The following is a 15,678-nucleotide window of genomic DNA, read 5'->3' as shown; positions in this document are numbered from 1 at the left end:
TCTTTAAAGGATGGCTGCTTCTAAGCCAACCTCCTGGCTGTCTGGGCCTTCCCACTTCGTTTACCACTTAGCCGTAATTTGGGGACCTTAGCTGGCGGTCTGGGCTGTTTCCCTTTCCACGACGAACCTTAGCACCCGCCGTGTGTCTCCCGTGCTGCACTTACCGGTATTCGGAGTTTGCATCGGTTTGGTAAATCGGTATGACCCCCTAGCCGAAACAGTGCTCTACCCCCGGTAGTGATACACGAGGCGCTACCTAAATAGCTTTCGGGGAGAACCAGCTATCTCCAGGCTTGATTAGCCTTTCACTCCTATCCACAGCTCATCCGATAATTTTTCAACATTACCCGGTTCGGGCCTCCAGCAGGTATTACCCTGCCTTCACCCTGGCCATGGATAGCTCGCCTGGTTTCGGGTCTACTCCCAGCGACTCGATCGCCCATTTAAGACTCGGTTTCCCTACGCCTACCCTACACGGTTAAGCTTGCCACTGAGACGTAACTCGCTGACCCATTATACAAAAGGTACGCGGTCACCCGGTCCGAAGACCAGGCTCCCACTGCTTGTACGCACACGGTTTCAGGTTCTATTTCACTCCCCTCACCGGGGTTCTTTTCACCTTTCCCTCACGGTACTAGTTCGCTATCGGTCGGCAGAGAGTATTTAGCCTTGGAGGATGGGCCCCCCATGTTCAGACAAGGTTGCACGTGCCCCGCCCTACTCTTCGTCACCCACACATCGCATCCTTTCGCATACAGGGCTATCACCTTCTTTGGCCAGACTTTCCAGTCTGTTTTGCTAGGTTTTGATGTGATTCCGGTGAACTGGGCTGTTCCCCGTTCGCTCGCCGCTACTGGGGGAATCTCGGTTGATTTCTGTTCCTCCGGGTACTTAGATGTTTCAGTTCCCCGGGTTTGCTTTAACGCACCTATGTATTCAGTGCGCAATGACCGTAAACGGCCGGGTTTCCCCATTCGGAAATCCCCGGATCAAAGCCAGTTTGCAGGCTCCCCGAGGCTTATCGCATGCTACAACGTCCTTCATCGCCTTCTGCCGCCCAGGCATCCACCATGTGCGCTTGATTACTTAAACCACGTCACCCGAAACATTCCCCTCAAGGAGACTGTTCGGGGCGTGTGAAATAACCACGCGAATGCAGTTCCCACAAGTTCAACATTGCAAGCGAATCCTGCCCATTGGGAGCGGGACCCGCCTATATTTGCAATGGAACAATCCTGTTTGTAAAAGTGCGGCGCGGCGATGAGGCCACGCGTTTGAATCTGGTGGAGCTGATCGGGATCGAACCGACGACCTTCTGCTTGCAAAGCAGACGCTCTCCCGGCTGAGCTACAGCCCCGGGGGCGGCGGAAAGGCCGCGTAAGTTCCCGGCCACTCCTTCGAATACGGTCTGTTCCAGCCTGGTGGGTCTGGGAAGATTTGAACTTCCGACCTCACCCTTATCAGGGGTGCGCTCTAACCAACTGAGCTACAGACCCGCGCACGACGCACGCTTCTATGCCGGCCCGCCGAAGACGGGCGCGCACAAGTTGCGTGCCGTTGTAAAAGATCAAAATCCCCGACGCGCCCATACGCCAAAGGATTTGCAATTGTAGGCCATTTCGACCTCCCGTCAATAGTGCCTCCGGCAAATCTGTGGCATTCTTGCGAGCCTGAATTATTGGGAGGTTTCCATGGCCAGACCACATATCGAGTTCATCCAGTCGCAGGCGGTTCCCTGGCGCGAAGACCTGTGGAGCGGACGGTTTGACGGAGCGGCCGTCAAGATCCTGAGCGAAGACGACGAGACAGGCGCGGCCAGCACGATGGTTCGTTATCCGGCCGGCTGGTCGCGGCCTTCCGCCGAGCACCTCGGCACCGATGAAGAATTGCTGGTCCTGGACGGGGATCTCGAAATCAACGGCGTCGAGTACGGCGAGCTATGCTATGCCCACATCCCGGCCGGTCACACCCGGCACAGCGCATCGAGCAGGAATGGCGCCGTAGCTCTCACATTCGTGTCCGGCGTGCCGGAGACTTCGGCCGGCGAAGGGCCGGACGACGACTTGGAGCGCTTCGTGGAGAAGGTGGACGTGCTCGGCACCAAGCTGGATACCAGTCTGCGCGAGCTCGGCGTTGACGTGGACGAGGGCGACGGCATGCTGGACGGGTTCCGAAAGTTCTCCCGCATCATCTGCCGCGAAGATCCGCATACCCAGGACCAGACTTGGGTGCTTTCGGCGCCTCCGCTGTGGCGCAACGACGTGATCGAGATCCATCCCGTGGTGGAGGAGATGTACCTGATCACGGGCGATCTGACCGGCGACACCGGCCTGATGAAACCAGGAGCCTATTTCTGGAGGCCACCCGGCATGCCCCACGGGCCGTTCGGCTCCAAGACCGGCAACCTGCTGTTCTTCCGCACCCAGGGCGGTCCGCTGTCGACCGATTTCCAGCCCGGCGAACACCTGTTCAGCTGGGACGCCAAGCTGAATCCGGTGCTGCCGCCGGAATTGGCCGAGTACTCCCCGAAGGTTGAGTCCGAAGCCGCCTACTACTAGCCGCCCGACAGCACGCACGGATTGCCGCCCCCCGCTCACGCTTAGCTTTCGACGTTCGCGCGCCTGGACTGAGCCATGCGCTTCGGCTTGAGGCTGATCGAATACCTGGGCTCCGTGCCGGACCTGGTACGCCTGGCGGTCGCCGGCGAGAAGGCCGGCTTCGACAGCGTATGGTTCCCGCACGACACCTTCATGCGCCACACCTGGGTAACGACTTCCGCAGTCGCAACCGCCACCAAACGCATTCGGATCGGATCGGTAGGCACCAACCCCTACACCACCCATCCCGTGGAGCTGGCCACGTACGCGGCGACGCTGGACGAGCTTTCCGGGGGACGTTTCATTCTCGGCATGGGCCTGCACACGCTGGACATGATCGGCTGGGCCGGTGTCGACGCATCCGACTACCTGCAGCGTCATCGCGAAGCCGTGCACCTGATCCGCGGCCTGTGGCGGGGGGACGTGATGGAGTACGACGGCGAGGTGTTTCAGTGGGGGCCGGAGTGCTACCTGCGCTTCAAGCCGCTGCGCCCCGACATTCCGATCTATCTGTCCGCCTTCGGCGAAGACTTTCTGCGCCTGAGCGGCGAGATCGGCGACGGCAGCCTGCCGATGATCACGCCTCCCGCGTCGGCGAAGCAGATGATCGCTCCGATACGCGAAGGGCTGGCCGCGCGCCCGGATCCGACGCCCGACTACGTGGTGTCCGGCTGCGGCTGGCTTTCGCTGTCAACAGAGAAAGCAGCGGCCTCGGAGGTCATGAAGAACCTGGCCGCTTATTTCGGCCCCTATCTTGAGGACCATGCATTGCGCACCATTGGACTCGGCGCCCACGACTTCGCTCCGTTGCGTGAACTGGTGGACGCCGGGCGCATGGAGGAGGCTCGCGACCGGGTAACTCCGGAAATGCTCCGATTGGGTATTGCCGGAACGCCCGCGGAAGTTATCGACCAGATCCATGAGTTGGCGGACGCCGGCATCAACGAGGTCAACCTGGGCGGCCCATTGGGCCCGGACCCGAAAGAAGCGATACGCCTCATGGGCGAGGAGGTCATTCCCGCCTTCCGAAAATAGCGGGATCAGGCGGGGATCAGGAGATCCTCGCGCACTTCCAGGCCCAGTCCGGGGCTCGCGGGATCCAGGACGCTACCAACCTTCAAGGCCCCTTCCGGACCGAACATCAGGCAGGGCTCGGTCAGGTCCTGCTCCAGCAGAAGTGTGCCGAAGGCGCCTTCCGCGGCGACAAGGGACTGCCGATGCTCGTTCATCACCGCCAGCGAGGCGCGCGTGAGGATGCTGGTCTCGCCCACCTGCGCGCCCACGATGAGACCGATACCACGACGAACCGCCTCTTGCGCCAGTTCCAGCGACCGGATGATGCCGCCCATCTTGGACACGCGGAGATTGACGATCCAGCACTCCGGATCGTCCAGCGCCTTCAGTTGTCTTGTTCGAACCAGGCTTTCGTCCAGAATGACCTTGACCGCGCATTCGCGGGCCACCTGTCGAAAACCTTCCAGATCTCCGCTCCGCAACGGCTCTTCGATGGCGAAGACATGCGTGCGCAGGGACTTCAGGTAGCCGATGGCGTCGGCCGCATCGCGCCACAGGTTGTTGGCGTCCAGCCGAATCCGCAGATCGGTGTCGCCCTGACCAGTCAGCAGCGCCAGTTTGCGCCGGTCTTTCTTCGCGTCGCCGGACACCTTGACCTTGAGATCGCGAAATCCCATCTCCCAGTACTGTTGCGCCTGCCGCTGGTAAGCAGAGAGAGACGCTTCGCCAAGTACAGCCGAATACCTGTAACTGCCGGTTAAGCGGGACACTCCAAGCAAATCCTCAATGGGCCGTTGCTCAAACTTGCCCAGCAAATCCAGGACCGCAATCTCGAGCCCGCAGAAGGCGGCCGGACTGGCGTCGATTTCATCATCATGTGCCTGAATCCAAGCAAGAAGTCCGCCCAGACCCTCAACATGCCGGATCAATGACAGCTTGTGTTTCGTGATAAACGCCACGGCCGTATCTACGCTCTCGCCGGTCACGTACTCGCGCGGGCAACCTTCGCCGTAGCCGGTCACTCCGTCAGGTGCCCGGGCGGCGACTATGACGTTGGAGGATTCCGAGCGGCTCGCGGAAGCGTGCCGGAACACCATTCTGAACGGCACGGGAAACCGATAGGCGTCAAGGCCTTCGATGCGCATGACCGGCCGCCTGGCACTCAAACCGGTTCCGCATGCGCGCCGAAGTTGAACGGACATTCGTGTGCGTACTGCAGGTGCAGGTACTTGAATTGCGAGTCGCGCTGCCCCGCGGCCACCCGGTCGGCGCGGAATTCGCCGCCGGTTCCCGGACGCAGCCGTTTGATCTCGACCGGGGCCAGCCGTCCGCTGCCGCGCTTGCTGTCGTATTCGATATTGGCCTCGCACAATCCACGGTCGACGGCATCGGCGAGTTCCGATGATTCAAACGTTTCACGCCGAGAGGCTTCCAGGTACAGCGTGTACGTTGCCGCTTCCGGATCGGCCAGCATGACGAAGAAATTCGGCGAAACGCCCAGGCGGCCCGTCGCCGCCATCACGGCGTCCAGCACCTGCTTCTCGTAGAGTTTCTCGCCCGTAATGCTCGTCACCCCTTTGCCCTTTTGCACGAACTCAAGACAGGGCGTTGCGTTTAGCATGCGCGTTACCCGCACGATGTCGTTCATGTCGTAGCGGTAGAGGCCGTCCTGGGTGGTGACGAAAACGTAGTACTCGCCGCCCTCTTCCAGTTCGTCGAGCAGCAGAAAATCCTTGCTGCCCGCCTCCCGGGCCTCGCGCTCCACGAACTCGAAGAAGTTGTCCAGCAAAGTCGGGACGCAGACGTTTTCGGCCGCATCGATATTGATCGTGCCCTGGAATTCGCTGGCGATGTAACCCAGTTCGATGATCGAAGTTCCGGCCGGAATGGAATCGGCCAGCCGTCGAAGCGGCACGCTGCAACTGCCCCCGGTCCAGGTCATGATCGCCCTGAGGTTGGGCCAGATGGCCCCGTAGTCGAGCGCGGCCTTCTCGGCGAGCAGGCCTTCCAGCTCGCGCGCCCTCCCGCGATCCGGGGTCAGCGCGCTGTCGGCGGGCAGGTTGGCCCCCTGGGGCAGCCGGCCCTCGTGGACAGCCTTGATCAGGGCCTCCGGCTCGCTCTGGATCAGGTCGAGGATCCGCACCAGCGTGGAGGGGTTGGCCGTCCCGATGCCGGTTACGTTGCGCTCGGCAAGCGCAAATGCCGCGGTGGCGAAGTAGCGCAGATCGTAATCGGGAATATCCGCGATTTCCGGCGGCAATACGTACTTCCTGCGGACCAGTTTCGACATCCGCTTGTACAAAAGGCCCGAAGCCGAGCCATACGGCAGCCCGGACGGCATCAGTCCCTCTATTGCCTGTCCGGTGATCCCCAGCACCCGGCCTTCGAAAGCCCGGGTGCCCCGCGCCACCGAGTACGCGAACAGTTGCTGGTTCTCCTTTACCCGGCCGAGGCCGGCGCTGGTTACGGGAATGTCCTTGACCGCCCCGAGCGTACCGCTGGTGCGATGGTAATAGACCGGCCGGTCGGCGGTGAGGTACGGTTGTCCCGTCCGGTCCTGCACCTCCACGTACTTGCGCAGATCCTCGTAGGTCTTGGTCGGGACCGCCTGCCTATAAGCCCCCGGATCCCGGATTTGCCTGAAATTGTGGCGGGCCCCGAAATGCGTGTTGGCATTCGTAACCAGGATCCGGCGCAACAGCGCGTTCTGTGCGGCTCGCGGATTGCCCGTGGCATTGAGCAGCGACTGATGCCGGCCGTCAAACCTGAACGCCAGGGCGGCGCGCAGCGCTGCGTACTTGAGCGGCGGACGTTCTTCGGTCACTGGTTGCCGGCAGCGCCTTCAAGGTCCGGCATGAAGGGCGTTCGCATCTGCGCCCAGAACCCCATCGGGTAGGCGCGGTTCACCAGGCCCAGCGGTCCGACCTCGCGGTCTTCGGGCAGGAACCGGGTGCCGAACAGCAGGTCCCACACGATGAGGTTGTTTCCGAAGTTGTTGTTGGATTCCTCCGGCAGTTCTGAGTGATGCCAGCGATGAAGCTCGGGCCCGGCGATCAGGTAATTCAGCGGGCCCAGCCGCACCAGGCAGTTGGAATGCTGATAGAAGCCGTTGACGGCGTAAAAGACGAAATACGCCGCCAGGACTTCGCCGGATACGCCGACCAGCGCAAACGGCAGTGCGTCCAGGCAGTACTGGATGGCTTTCTCCAGTGGATGGAACCGGCCGACGTTGACCCAGTACAAGCGGTGCGGCGAGTGATGCACCGCGTGCAGCCGCCACATCGGAGAGAACTTGTGGAAGGCGCGATGCAGCCAGTAACGTCCGAAATCCGCGGCCAGCATCATCAGCGCCGCCTGTGCCCAGACAGGCCATTGATGGGGCCAGACATCCGCGACGATCAGACCCTGGGCGCGCAACCAGTCCGCCAGCGCCACCACCAGCGTAACGCTCAGCAGCAGCGGCACGCCGATCTGCACCGCGCCCAGAAACATCGCGTCGGAGCCCACCTCCGGGGCGGCCGGCTTCCAGGCCCGCCGGTACGGGAGCATGAGTTCATGCCAGGTGATCAGGACCGCTCCAAGCAGCACGGCCGCGTATGCGCTCAGCGCAGCGGTCAGGCCCAGCAGGGAAAACCCCGCGAACGAAGCGCAGGCCAGCGCCATGACGACCGGATAGGCCGAGGCGGCGACGAGCCGACCCCGCGTACTCAGGTTGCTTTCGGTCACAGAGGACTAATGTACCGATCTTTGCGCGGCAGCGGAACGATTCCGCAGCCATTCCACGGTCAGCAGGACAACGACGGCGAAGGCGATCAGGAACACGGCCAGGGCCAGAATCGCGGGACTGATCTGTTCGCGTATGCCGGCCCACATCTGGCGCGGTATCGTGCGCTGCTCCAGTCCCCCGAGAAACAGCACGACGACGACTTCGTCGAACGAGGCGGCGAATGCGAACAGGCCACCGGAGAAGACCCCCGGGGAGATGAGCGGCAACTGGATACGGAAGAAGCGCCGCATGGGCCCGGCGCCGAGACTGGCGGCCGCCCGCAGCACGGTGCGATCGAACCCGGCCAGCGTGGCGGTCACGGTGATCACCACGAACGGCGCGCCCAGCGCCGCATGGGCAAGGATCAGTCCCGCATGCGTCTGACCCAGGCCGAGACCCGAGTAGAAGAAGAACACGCCGACCGCCACGATGATGATCGGCGTGATCATGGGCGATATCAGCACCGCCGTGACCAGGCTGCGCCCCGGCATGGACGGACTGGCCAGGCCGAGCGCGGCGAGCGTACCCAGGGTGGTCGCCAGTATCGTGGACGCGCTGCCGATCAGCAGGCTGTTGACGAGCGCCCGGCTCCATGCCTCGTCGTCCACGATCGCGTTGTACCAGCGCAGGGACCAGGCTTCCGGGTCCAGGCGCAGCATGCCCTCGGTGAAAGTGAAGTAGGGCTCGGCGTTGAAACTCAGCGGCACGATCACCAGGATCGGCGCCACCAGGAAAACGAAGCCCGCAATGCAAAACGCATTCAAGCCGTAACGTCCCAACCGCCTTCCCGGAATTGTCTTCATCTCAGCCCAGCCTCATCCGTTCGATGCCGACCACGCGGCTGTAGATCAGATACAGGACGGTCACGGCCACCAGCAGGATGCTGCTCAGAGCCGCCGCCAGTCCCCAGTTCAGGGACGTCTGCACGTGATAGGCGATCTGGCTGGAAATCAGCTCCCCGGTGCGCCCGCCCACCAGCGCCGGCGTGATGTAGTAGCCGATTGCAAGAATGAACACCAGAAGCGAACCGGCGCCGATCCCGGGCAGGGTCTGCGGCAGGTAGACCCGCCGGAACGCCTCCAGCGGCGAAGCGCCCAGCGAAACGGCGGCCGGCATGTGCGACGAGGGAATCGACCGCATCACCGAGTACAGCGGCAGGACCATGAACGGCAGCAGCACGTGGGTCATTGCCACGAAGGTGCCGGTCATGTTGTAGATCATCTGTAGCCGGGCGTCGTCGGGCAGGATGCCGAGACCAACCAGCAGACCGTTGATTACGCCCTGGCGCTGCAACAGCACGATCCAGGCCGTGGTGCGCACCAGCAACGAAGTCCAGAACGGGACCAGCACCAGCAGCAACAGCAAACGGCTTCGCCTGGGCGGTGAATTGGCGACCATGTAGGCGATGGGGTAGCCGATGAGCAGGCAAAGCAGCGTCACGCCCAGGCTTACCAGCAGGGTTCGCCACATCAGCGGTGTGTAGACCCGGCTGTCGTCCGGGCGAAGGCCGATGCTGCCGTCCTCCTTGAGTTCGAGATCGAGGGCCTGCAGGTAATGCCGCAGGGTAAAACGCGCGCCGGCCTCCCGGATTGCGAGCCAGGTACGCGGCTGAAGCCAGTCGCCGCTGATTCCCGCCAGAGTCTCCCGCCAGGTGCCGGCGAAGTCGGTCCTTGCCAACCGCCGCGCGGTCCGATTGAGCACTCCGCGCATGCCGCTTTGGACACGATTGATGGCGCCGCTCACTCGCGGCAGCGTGCGCTCGTCCAGCGCCTTGGTCAGCTCTCCGGCAATGGCGGCGAAAGCGGCCTCGGGGGGCAGCCCTTCGCCGTCCCATTCGGCGAGCACGTTCATCGTTTCCGGAAAAACCTGCGAGACTTCCGGCTGATACGCGCTCTTGCCCAGCAGCGTCGCCAGCGGAACGACGAAACTGAGCGTTACGAAGGCCAGAAGCGGCAGGACCAGCGCCAGGGCGCGCAGCCGCGGCGCCGCGTGCATGCCGGGCAGGAACCGTTTCAAGGCTTTATGAGCTCTGCGTCAGCGGGCCAGCCAGGCGCTGAATCGTTCGTACATCTCGTCGCGGTTCTCGCTCCACCAGCGCCAGTCCAGCTGCAGGGACCGCTTCAGGTTCTCCGGCGAGGTGGGCATGTGCGGCTCCATCACGACGCCGGTCTCGAGATGCCTGTCCACCAGCGCGCGGGCGGAAACGCGCACCGGACCATAGGAGATGTACTGGCTGATGTTGCTGATCGAGCGCGGACGGTTGGCGAATAGCACGAATTGCCTGGCCGCTTCATAGCGCGGCGTGCCGGCGACGATTGCCAGCAGCCCGCTGTCGAGCGCCTGGGCGTCCCAGACAATCACGAACGGCTGGTCTTCCAGCACCTGGGCATTGAAGATCCGGCCGTTGTAGGCGGTGCTCATGATCACTTCGCCGTCGGCAAGCAACTGCGGGGGCTGAGCGCCGGCTTCCCACCACACCACCTGGTCCTTGATCGTATCGAGCTTGCGGAAAGCGCGGTTCAGGCCTTCGGGTGTATCCAGAACCCGGTACACCTCGTCCAGCGCCACGCCGTCGGCCGCCAGCGCGAATTCGAGGTTCACCAGCGGCGAGCGGCGCATGCCACGGCGGCCGGGAAACTTTTCCAGATCGAAGAAGTCCGCAATGGTTTCCGGCGCAGTGCCTTGCAGAAAATTCCGGTTATAGGCGAAGACCGTCGAATAGAACAGCATCGCGGCGCCGCATTCGGAGACCGATTCGGCCGGATAGTCGTCTTCGGCCGATTCGCCGTTCACGCCCGCCGGCAGATCCGCAAGATCCATCAGTTCGATGAGACCCTCGTCGCAGGCCAGGCGCGCATCCGGCATCTCCATGTCCACGACGTCCCAATGCACGGCGCCGACATCCACCTGCGCCCGGATCTGCGCCAGACCGCCGTTGTAGTCCTCCAGCAGCACCTCGATGCCGGTTTCCTCGGTAAACGCCTTGTGGTAGGCCTCCTGGCTGGCCCGCGCATACGAACCGCCCCAGGAAACCACCGTGATCGATTGCGCCGACACGGCGCCCGCGGACGCCAGCAGGACCAGCGCCAGCCAGCGTCCTGCCGCCATTGCAGCCCCCGACCGGGATATTTTCAGCAAATGCTCACTCACGTAATGCTCCCGTCTCTTCTCTCAATAGGTTGCGGCCTCGAGCGCCCGGCAATCCAGCGCACCCCAGCCGATTCGAACCCGGTCGCCCGGCAGAATGCCGCCATGACCCACGATATTGGGGATCTTGGCGATGAAATCCGAACTGCCGCAAACCTCCAGCCGGACGCGCAGATGATCGCCGAGAAAGCTGATGTCCTCCACCAGGGCGTTGAACTCGTTCGAATACTGCATCGACAGCGGCGCGATGTTGACCCTTTCCGGGCGAATGGCGACCAGCGTTTCGCTGCCCGGAGGCAGGTCGGCGATGTGGGCGGCCTGCAAACGCTGTTCCGCCACTTCCACCTCGCACACTCCGCGTTCCACCGACACGATCCGCCCCTTCAGCAGGTTGTTCTCGCCGATAAAGCTGGCCACGAAGGGCCTCTGCGGTTCCTCGTACAGGACCTCCGGTGTCGCCACCTGTTCTATCCGGCCGGCCCGGAAAACGGCCACGCGGTCGGACATCGCCATGGCCTCCTGCTGATCGTGCGTCACGTACAGCACGGTGACTCCGAGCTGCCGCTGAATGCGCCGGATTTCGTATTGCAGTTGCTCTCGCAGGCGCCGGTCCAGGGCGCCCAGCGGTTCGTCCATCAGCACGAGTTCCGGTTCGAACACCAGCGCCCGCGCTATGGCCACGCGCTGCTGCTGTCCGCCGGACAGCTGGTTCGGCCGGCGGTCCTCAAAGTCCTCCAGGCGCACGAGCTCCAGCGCCCGCGCGACGCGCTCGCGGCGCTGCCCGGAGCTCAGGCCGCGCACTTCCAGGGGAAAGGCCAGGTTTGCACCCACGCTCATGTGCGGGAACAGCGCGTAATTCTGAAAGACCACGCCGATGCCCCGCTTGTCCGGCGGCAAGCCGGCAACCGAAACTCCGTTGATGCGTATATCGCCGCTGGTCGGCGGTTCGAAACCGGCCAGCATCATCAGGCAGGTCGTCTTGCCGGAACCCGACGGGCCCAGGAGCGTCAGGAACTCGCCGCGATTCAACTCGAGGTCGAGATCGCGCACGACCCAGTCCGACTCCGCGTAGCGCTTGTGCACTGCGAGGTACTCGACGTGCGGCGCTGACTGGTTCATTGCGCTTTCAATGGATTCCTGGCGGTCCGGCGGCCCCGAAACCGGGCGGCGACATTGTGAAAGACCGCTCGGGTAAAAGCAAACCGGATCGCCGGCAGGCCGGGGGGTCCCTAGCCGCGCGGGGAGTAGCTGAAGATTTTCGGGTTTCGTTTCCGCCGGCGGATATGCAGGCCAAGCAACAGAACGAACGAGGCGAGAACCAGGTGAAAGAAGGCCGGCAGCGACTTCGCGAACCAGGCCTGATCGGCCAGAAACGTCAGGCCGGCCAACCAGCGAAAAGCCATGACGGCAAAGTAGGCGCCGCCGAAAACAAGACAAACCCGATACTTCCAGGGCCTTGCCCGTATCGTGCCGTTGCGCACCCTGTGCAGCACAAAACTCATCAACCCGATAATGCCGAACTGGCCGGCGAGCAGGACCGGGTACGGCAGCACGCCGCTTTGCCAGGCATCGAACTCCGGAATCCAGTCCACGGGGAACAACGCCTGCACGAGCTGTGCACATACGCGCAGCACGAACAGCGCGGTCAGCACGCCCATCAGTACCAGCGTAAGCCGGCTACCTTTCATTCAACCCCCGTCTTCAATCCCCCAAAGCTTACCAGCCGTCCGGAAACGCCCAAGTCGGAGGAGAACCCTCAGGAGACCGTGTATCTTACGCTCGAAACGCACCCCGGGAGTTTCGATAACTTCCCCGACGGAGGCAATCGGAGACAAGTGTAGGGCGATCCAGTGAGTCGCAAAAGTGGACCAAAGCGGCGCACGCCGTTCAACCGTGCACTGTTGACGTTGCACAAGTGGGCGGGGCTTGCCGCGGGCGCCTGGCTGCTGGTACTTGGCGTGAGCGGAATCCTGCTGGACCACGACGAGTGGCGCTGGCAGCGGCAGCTGACCGTACCCGAATCCTGGCTGTCAACGAGAGTCGCGCGCCTGCTGCCCGCCACGGTCATGCGCTACGTTGCGGTGGACGAAGCACGGCCGGACCGCTGGCTGGGCGGTTCCGAGCGCGGACTGTGGCTGACCGAAGACGGCGGCGAAAACTGGCGCGACGTTGCCTTTCCCGGCGGCGAAAAGCCGCAGGTGCTGCGCTTCGTTCGCCCGGGCGACGGCAGCCTCGAAGGAATGGTCGTGGCCACCGACGACGGGCTGTGGCGAACGACCGAACAGGGCCTGGGCATCGAGCGCTTCGCACTGGAAGGGACGCGCATCGACAGCCTTGCCAGCGGCAGCCGACCGGATGAACTGGTCGGGGTGGTGGGCCATGAGCGCATTTTCCGCATCAGCCGCGCCGACCCCTCCCGGATTGAATGGCTGAATCTGGATCAGGTCACGGTGACCGGACTTCCGGAACAGGTGAGTGTCTATGATTTCGTCTTCGACCTTCACTTCGGCTACGGAATCTTCGGCCGCACGGCCTCAACGCTGATCAACGACCTGGGCGGACTGGCGATGGCGGTGCTGGCGGTCAGCGGCTTTCTCTACTGGTTCCTTCCGTGGCGGTGGCGGCGGCGGTCCGGACCGGGCCCCAGGGTGCGCCGCGAGACACACCGATGGCTGTACCGCACCCACGCCACCGTGTTCGGCCTGCTGGCGCTCATACCGATCGTTTACCTGAGCGTGACCGGAATCATCCTGGATCACGTTGTCGGCTTCGGAAACTGGGCGCGGGACGTGCCGATGGAGCGCTCGTCCCTGCCGCCCGCCTATCAGTACCGCTCGCTCGGCGAGGAACTGGAGCAGGTCGTGGCGTATCCGGGGGAGCCTCGGCGGCTAAGCGTCAGCACCCGGCTCGGCCTCCTGCACACGGCTGATGGCGGCAGAACCTGGCGGGGCGACTCGGACATCGGCGACCAGGGCGGCAACCTGTTCCGCGTACGGGACCGCGTGTTCTTCAGCAATAACCGTGGAATCCACCTTCAGCGGCGCGACGGTGCAAGCGATTGGTCGCAGATCAGCGGGCCGGCGACCATGATAAGCGACGGCGTTTGGCTCGACTCGGCCATCCATCTGAAGAACAGCAGGGGGTTTTACAGGGAGCGGCCGTCCGGCGATTTCGCACTGACGGAAATGAAGTCACCGCAATTGTCCGGCGCCACCTTCTACCTGTTCGTCGTGGACGTGCACACCGGCAACATCATTCACGAGCAGTTCAAGTGGATCAACGACCTGGTGGGCGGATTGGCTATCCTGCTGGTGCTTACGGGCCCCGTCCTCTGGTGGCGCTGGAAGAACCGTTAATCCCAGGCGGTCTCGGGATTGCGGAATCGTTCGATCTGCTTTTGCTCAAAGGCGCCGGGGTCCGCCAGGATCGTGTCGCGCATTTCGCCGGCGCCCAGGCCGGCAAAAATATGCCGCTCACCAGCCTCGAAGGCATCGAACACGTCCCTTGCGTGCTCTTCCGGGGTAAGCAACGTCGGAATATCGCGGGCTGACATGCGGGTTCTCACGCCGCCGGTGTAGACACCGGCGATGTCCACGCCGGTGCCGTCCAGGTCGGCGCGAAGACCCATGGTCATGAGGGCCTGCGCGCCCTTGGCGGCGCAATAGCTCGCGTGCGTGGGCAGGCAGAAGATCGCGCCGATCGAGAGGATGTTGATCACGCCGCCCTCGCCCCGCTTTACCATGTTCGGCAGGTAAAGGCGGCACATTTCGATCGGCGAGAAGCAGTCCGTTTCCATCAACCGGCGGGCGTCGTCAAGACTGCTGGCGCGCAGGAAGCGCCGCTCATCCTCGTTCTCGCTGCCGGGAACTCCCGCATTGTTGATCAACAAGCTGGTATCGCTCGTCTGCTCGGCGACCGAGCGGCGCTGCTCGTCGTCGTCGATGTCCAGGACAAAGCCGGTGATCCGCGATGGATCCAGATCCACGACGTCCGGCAGGCTGCAGGCATCGCGCGCCGTCGCGTAAACCTTGCTGGCGCCACGCTCCAGCAGCACCTTGACGAAACCCAGGCCGATGCCCCGGTTTGACCCGGTCACCAGCGCTACAGACCCTTCAATCTTCACAACAGTTACCTCGCAGAAATTGCTATCAATTCACGCGCTGCGGATCCGCTACGGATCCGCGAGCGCAGCGTCCAGGAATTGCCGCCAGCGCCCAACCTTGGCTTCAAGCGGCATGGCCGCGTAGGCCGGGCTTGAGGAGGGCAAGCGGCAAAGCTCTATCTCGCCCGGATATTCATTCAGCCAGGCGCCAAAGTGCCTGCGAAACGATCGATGCGCCTTGCCGCCATTGCATGCAACGGCGCGCAGGCCGGGCAATTCACCGAAAAGCGCAGGCAGATCGTTCGGGCGCTCCTTGCGAATGGCGGTGTCGAGACTGCCGCGGCGCTCGGCCGCCTTCAGCACGTCCCAAAGGGCAATACGCTTTCGCAGCAGGAATGCGCATTTCCGCTCATACTCGAGGGGCGGCAAGTCCCGCCCGAAAACGGCCCCGATCAGCGCCCAGAACTGGTTCCGGGGATGTCCGTAATACTGTCGCCGGCGCAGCGATTCATCGCCCGGCAAGGATCCGAGAATAAGCACTCGTGCGCCCGAATCGAAGATGGGCGGAAATCCGCGCTTGATTCCCATCGCCTGGACGGTGGCCGGCGTAAAAACGGACGCTCAGGTGCCCTCGAACAGGCCCACGTCGTAGAGGCCGGTGTCGGCGCGCAGCGGCTTGAGCACTTCCTGGTATTCCTCGCAGTTCCAGAACGCCTTGGCGGCTTCCAGCGAAGGCCAGCGCGATATGACGCAGGGGCGCTGGCCCCACATCTCGCCCTCCAGGACCGTTTCGGCGGGACCGCGCACGATGTACTCGCCCCCACAGCGGCTGGTCAGCTCACCGGCGCGCTTCGAATACTCGATAAAACCCTCGGTGCGCTTGTCCACGCGCGCCGCAACGACGATGTATGCAGTCATCCAGTCCTCCTCCCTTTCAGGGATGCAGTCAATTTCGGCGACCCGCCGGCAACGATAGCCGAACGGGCGCATGATCTACAAACCGAAATGCAGGAGAGGCGGACTTTCCCGGGGGCGGAATGCCCCGGGGAAAA

The 15,678-nt window shown here is 63.2% G+C and carries 14 protein-coding genes, 2 tRNA genes and 1 rRNA gene; 3 read left to right on the top strand and 14 right to left on the bottom strand.

Annotation, left to right across the window (positions count from 1 at the left end):
* The 3 genes from F4036_10745 to F4036_10735 all read right to left on the bottom strand — a co-directional run.
* A 23S ribosomal RNA gene (locus F4036_10745) occupies positions 1-1,091 on the bottom strand; the annotation flags it as partial.
* Positions 1,092-1,281: 190 nt separating this feature from the next.
* Positions 1,282-1,357, bottom strand: a tRNA-Ala gene (locus tag F4036_10740).
* Between the two features lie 62 nt (positions 1,358-1,419).
* Positions 1,420-1,496: transfer RNA gene (locus F4036_10735), tRNA-Ile, on the bottom strand.
* 195 nt (positions 1,497-1,691) lie between these two features.
* Here F4036_10735 and F4036_10730 point away from each other — a divergent pair.
* Entirely contained in the window at positions 1,692-2,558 is an 867-nt protein-coding gene (locus F4036_10730; protein MYK38216.1) for a hypothetical protein, read from the top strand.
* 75 nt (positions 2,559-2,633) lie between these two features.
* A complete protein-coding gene (locus F4036_10725; protein MYK38215.1) occupies positions 2,634-3,632 on the top strand; it encodes an LLM class flavin-dependent oxidoreductase in 999 nt (332 codons plus the stop codon).
* 5 nt (positions 3,633-3,637) lie between these two features.
* On the opposite strand, the gene F4036_10720 is transcribed toward F4036_10725, so the two are convergent.
* The 8 genes from F4036_10720 to F4036_10685 form a co-directional block, all read right to left on the bottom strand.
* Positions 3,638-4,813 carry a hypothetical protein gene (locus tag F4036_10720; GenBank protein MYK38214.1) on the bottom strand — a complete coding sequence of 392 codons (1,176 nt, stop codon included), beginning with the start codon at positions 4,811-4,813 and terminating at the stop codon, positions 3,638-3,640.
* On the bottom strand, positions 4,774-6,435 hold the full coding sequence (locus F4036_10715) for a GH3 auxin-responsive promoter family protein (protein MYK38213.1): 1,662 nt from the start codon (positions 6,433-6,435) through the stop codon (positions 4,774-4,776). Before F4036_10715 ends, F4036_10720 begins: the two co-directional genes overlap by 40 nt.
* Complete coding sequence (locus F4036_10710) at positions 6,432-7,337, bottom strand: sterol desaturase family protein (protein MYK38212.1); 906 nt, start codon at positions 7,335-7,337, stop codon at positions 6,432-6,434. Before F4036_10710 ends, F4036_10715 begins: the two co-directional genes overlap by 4 nt.
* 6 nt (positions 7,338-7,343) lie before the next feature.
* On the bottom strand, positions 7,344-8,180 hold the full coding sequence (locus tag F4036_10705) for an ABC transporter permease (GenBank protein ID MYK38211.1): 837 nt from the start codon (positions 8,178-8,180) through the stop codon (positions 7,344-7,346).
* A gap of 1 nt (position 8,181) precedes the next feature.
* A complete protein-coding gene (locus tag F4036_10700; protein ID MYK38210.1) occupies positions 8,182-9,372 on the bottom strand; it encodes an ABC transporter permease in 1,191 nt (396 codons plus the stop codon).
* Positions 9,373-9,411: 39 nt separating this feature from the next.
* Positions 9,412-10,485: an ABC transporter substrate-binding protein gene (locus F4036_10695; protein ID MYK38209.1), complete on the bottom strand. Its 1,074-nt coding sequence runs from the start codon at positions 10,483-10,485 to the stop codon at positions 9,412-9,414.
* 63 nt (positions 10,486-10,548) lie between these two features.
* Entirely contained in the window at positions 10,549-11,643 is a 1,095-nt protein-coding gene (locus F4036_10690) for an ABC transporter ATP-binding protein (protein MYK38208.1), read from the bottom strand.
* Positions 11,644-11,753: 110 nt separating this feature from the next.
* Positions 11,754-12,212: a hypothetical protein gene (locus F4036_10685; GenBank protein ID MYK38207.1), complete on the bottom strand. Its 459-nt coding sequence runs from the start codon at positions 12,210-12,212 to the stop codon at positions 11,754-11,756.
* Between the two features lie 162 nt (positions 12,213-12,374).
* On the opposite strand from F4036_10685, the gene F4036_10680 reads away from it, so the two are divergent.
* Positions 12,375-13,880, top strand: coding sequence for a PepSY domain-containing protein (locus F4036_10680; GenBank protein MYK38206.1), 1,506 nt, complete (start codon positions 12,375-12,377; stop codon positions 13,878-13,880).
* On the opposite strand, the gene F4036_10675 is transcribed toward F4036_10680, so the two are convergent.
* The 3 genes from F4036_10675 to F4036_10665 are packed head-to-tail and all read right to left on the bottom strand — an operon-like array spanning position 13,877 to position 15,616.
* A complete protein-coding gene (locus F4036_10675) occupies positions 13,877-14,677 on the bottom strand; it encodes an SDR family NAD(P)-dependent oxidoreductase (protein ID MYK38205.1) in 801 nt (266 codons plus the stop codon). The two genes, F4036_10680 and F4036_10675, sit on opposite strands and share 4 nt — an antisense overlap.
* Before the next feature lie 18 nt (positions 14,678-14,695).
* On the bottom strand, positions 14,696-15,214 hold the full coding sequence (locus tag F4036_10670) for a DNA-deoxyinosine glycosylase (protein ID MYK38204.1): 519 nt from the start codon (positions 15,212-15,214) through the stop codon (positions 14,696-14,698).
* A gap of 33 nt (positions 15,215-15,247) precedes the next feature.
* Positions 15,248-15,616 (bottom strand): DUF1330 domain-containing protein, encoded by a 369-nt coding sequence (locus F4036_10665; GenBank protein ID MYK38203.1) that lies wholly within the window; start codon positions 15,614-15,616, stop codon positions 15,248-15,250.
* Between the last annotated feature and the right edge of the window lie 62 nt (positions 15,617-15,678).

Source organism: Gammaproteobacteria bacterium (assembly GCA_009845905.1).
Lineage (GTDB): Bacteria > Pseudomonadota > Gammaproteobacteria > Steroidobacterales > Foliamicaceae > Foliamicus.
The sequence above is the reverse complement of the archived record's forward strand: the minus strand, read 5'-3'. Positions and strand labels throughout refer to the sequence as shown.

Coding starts and splice junctions, on each gene's coding strand:
- F4036_10730 (MYK38216.1), top strand. CDS start 1,692: ATGGCCAGACCACATATCGAGTTCATCCAGTCGCAGGCGGTTCCCTGG.
- F4036_10725 (MYK38215.1), top strand. CDS start 2,634: ATGCGCTTCGGCTTGAGGCTGATCGAATACCTGGGCTCCGTGCCGGAC.
- F4036_10720 (MYK38214.1), bottom strand. CDS start 4,813: ATGTCCGTTCAACTTCGGCGCGCATGCGGAACCGGTTTGAGTGCCAGG.
- F4036_10705 (MYK38211.1), bottom strand. CDS start 8,180: ATGAAGACAATTCCGGGAAGGCGGTTGGGACGTTACGGCTTGAATGCG.
- F4036_10700 (MYK38210.1), bottom strand. CDS start 9,372: ATGCACGCGGCGCCGCGGCTGCGCGCCCTGGCGCTGGTCCTGCCGCTT.
- F4036_10695 (MYK38209.1), bottom strand. CDS start 10,485: ATGGCGGCAGGACGCTGGCTGGCGCTGGTCCTGCTGGCGTCCGCGGGC.
- F4036_10690 (MYK38208.1), bottom strand. CDS start 11,643: ATGAACCAGTCAGCGCCGCACGTCGAGTACCTCGCAGTGCACAAGCGC.
- F4036_10685 (MYK38207.1), bottom strand. CDS start 12,212: ATGAAAGGTAGCCGGCTTACGCTGGTACTGATGGGCGTGCTGACCGCG.
- F4036_10670 (MYK38204.1), bottom strand. CDS start 15,214: ATGGGAATCAAGCGCGGATTTCCGCCCATCTTCGATTCGGGCGCACGA.
- F4036_10665 (MYK38203.1), bottom strand. CDS start 15,616: ATGCGCCCGTTCGGCTATCGTTGCCGGCGGGTCGCCGAAATTGACTGC.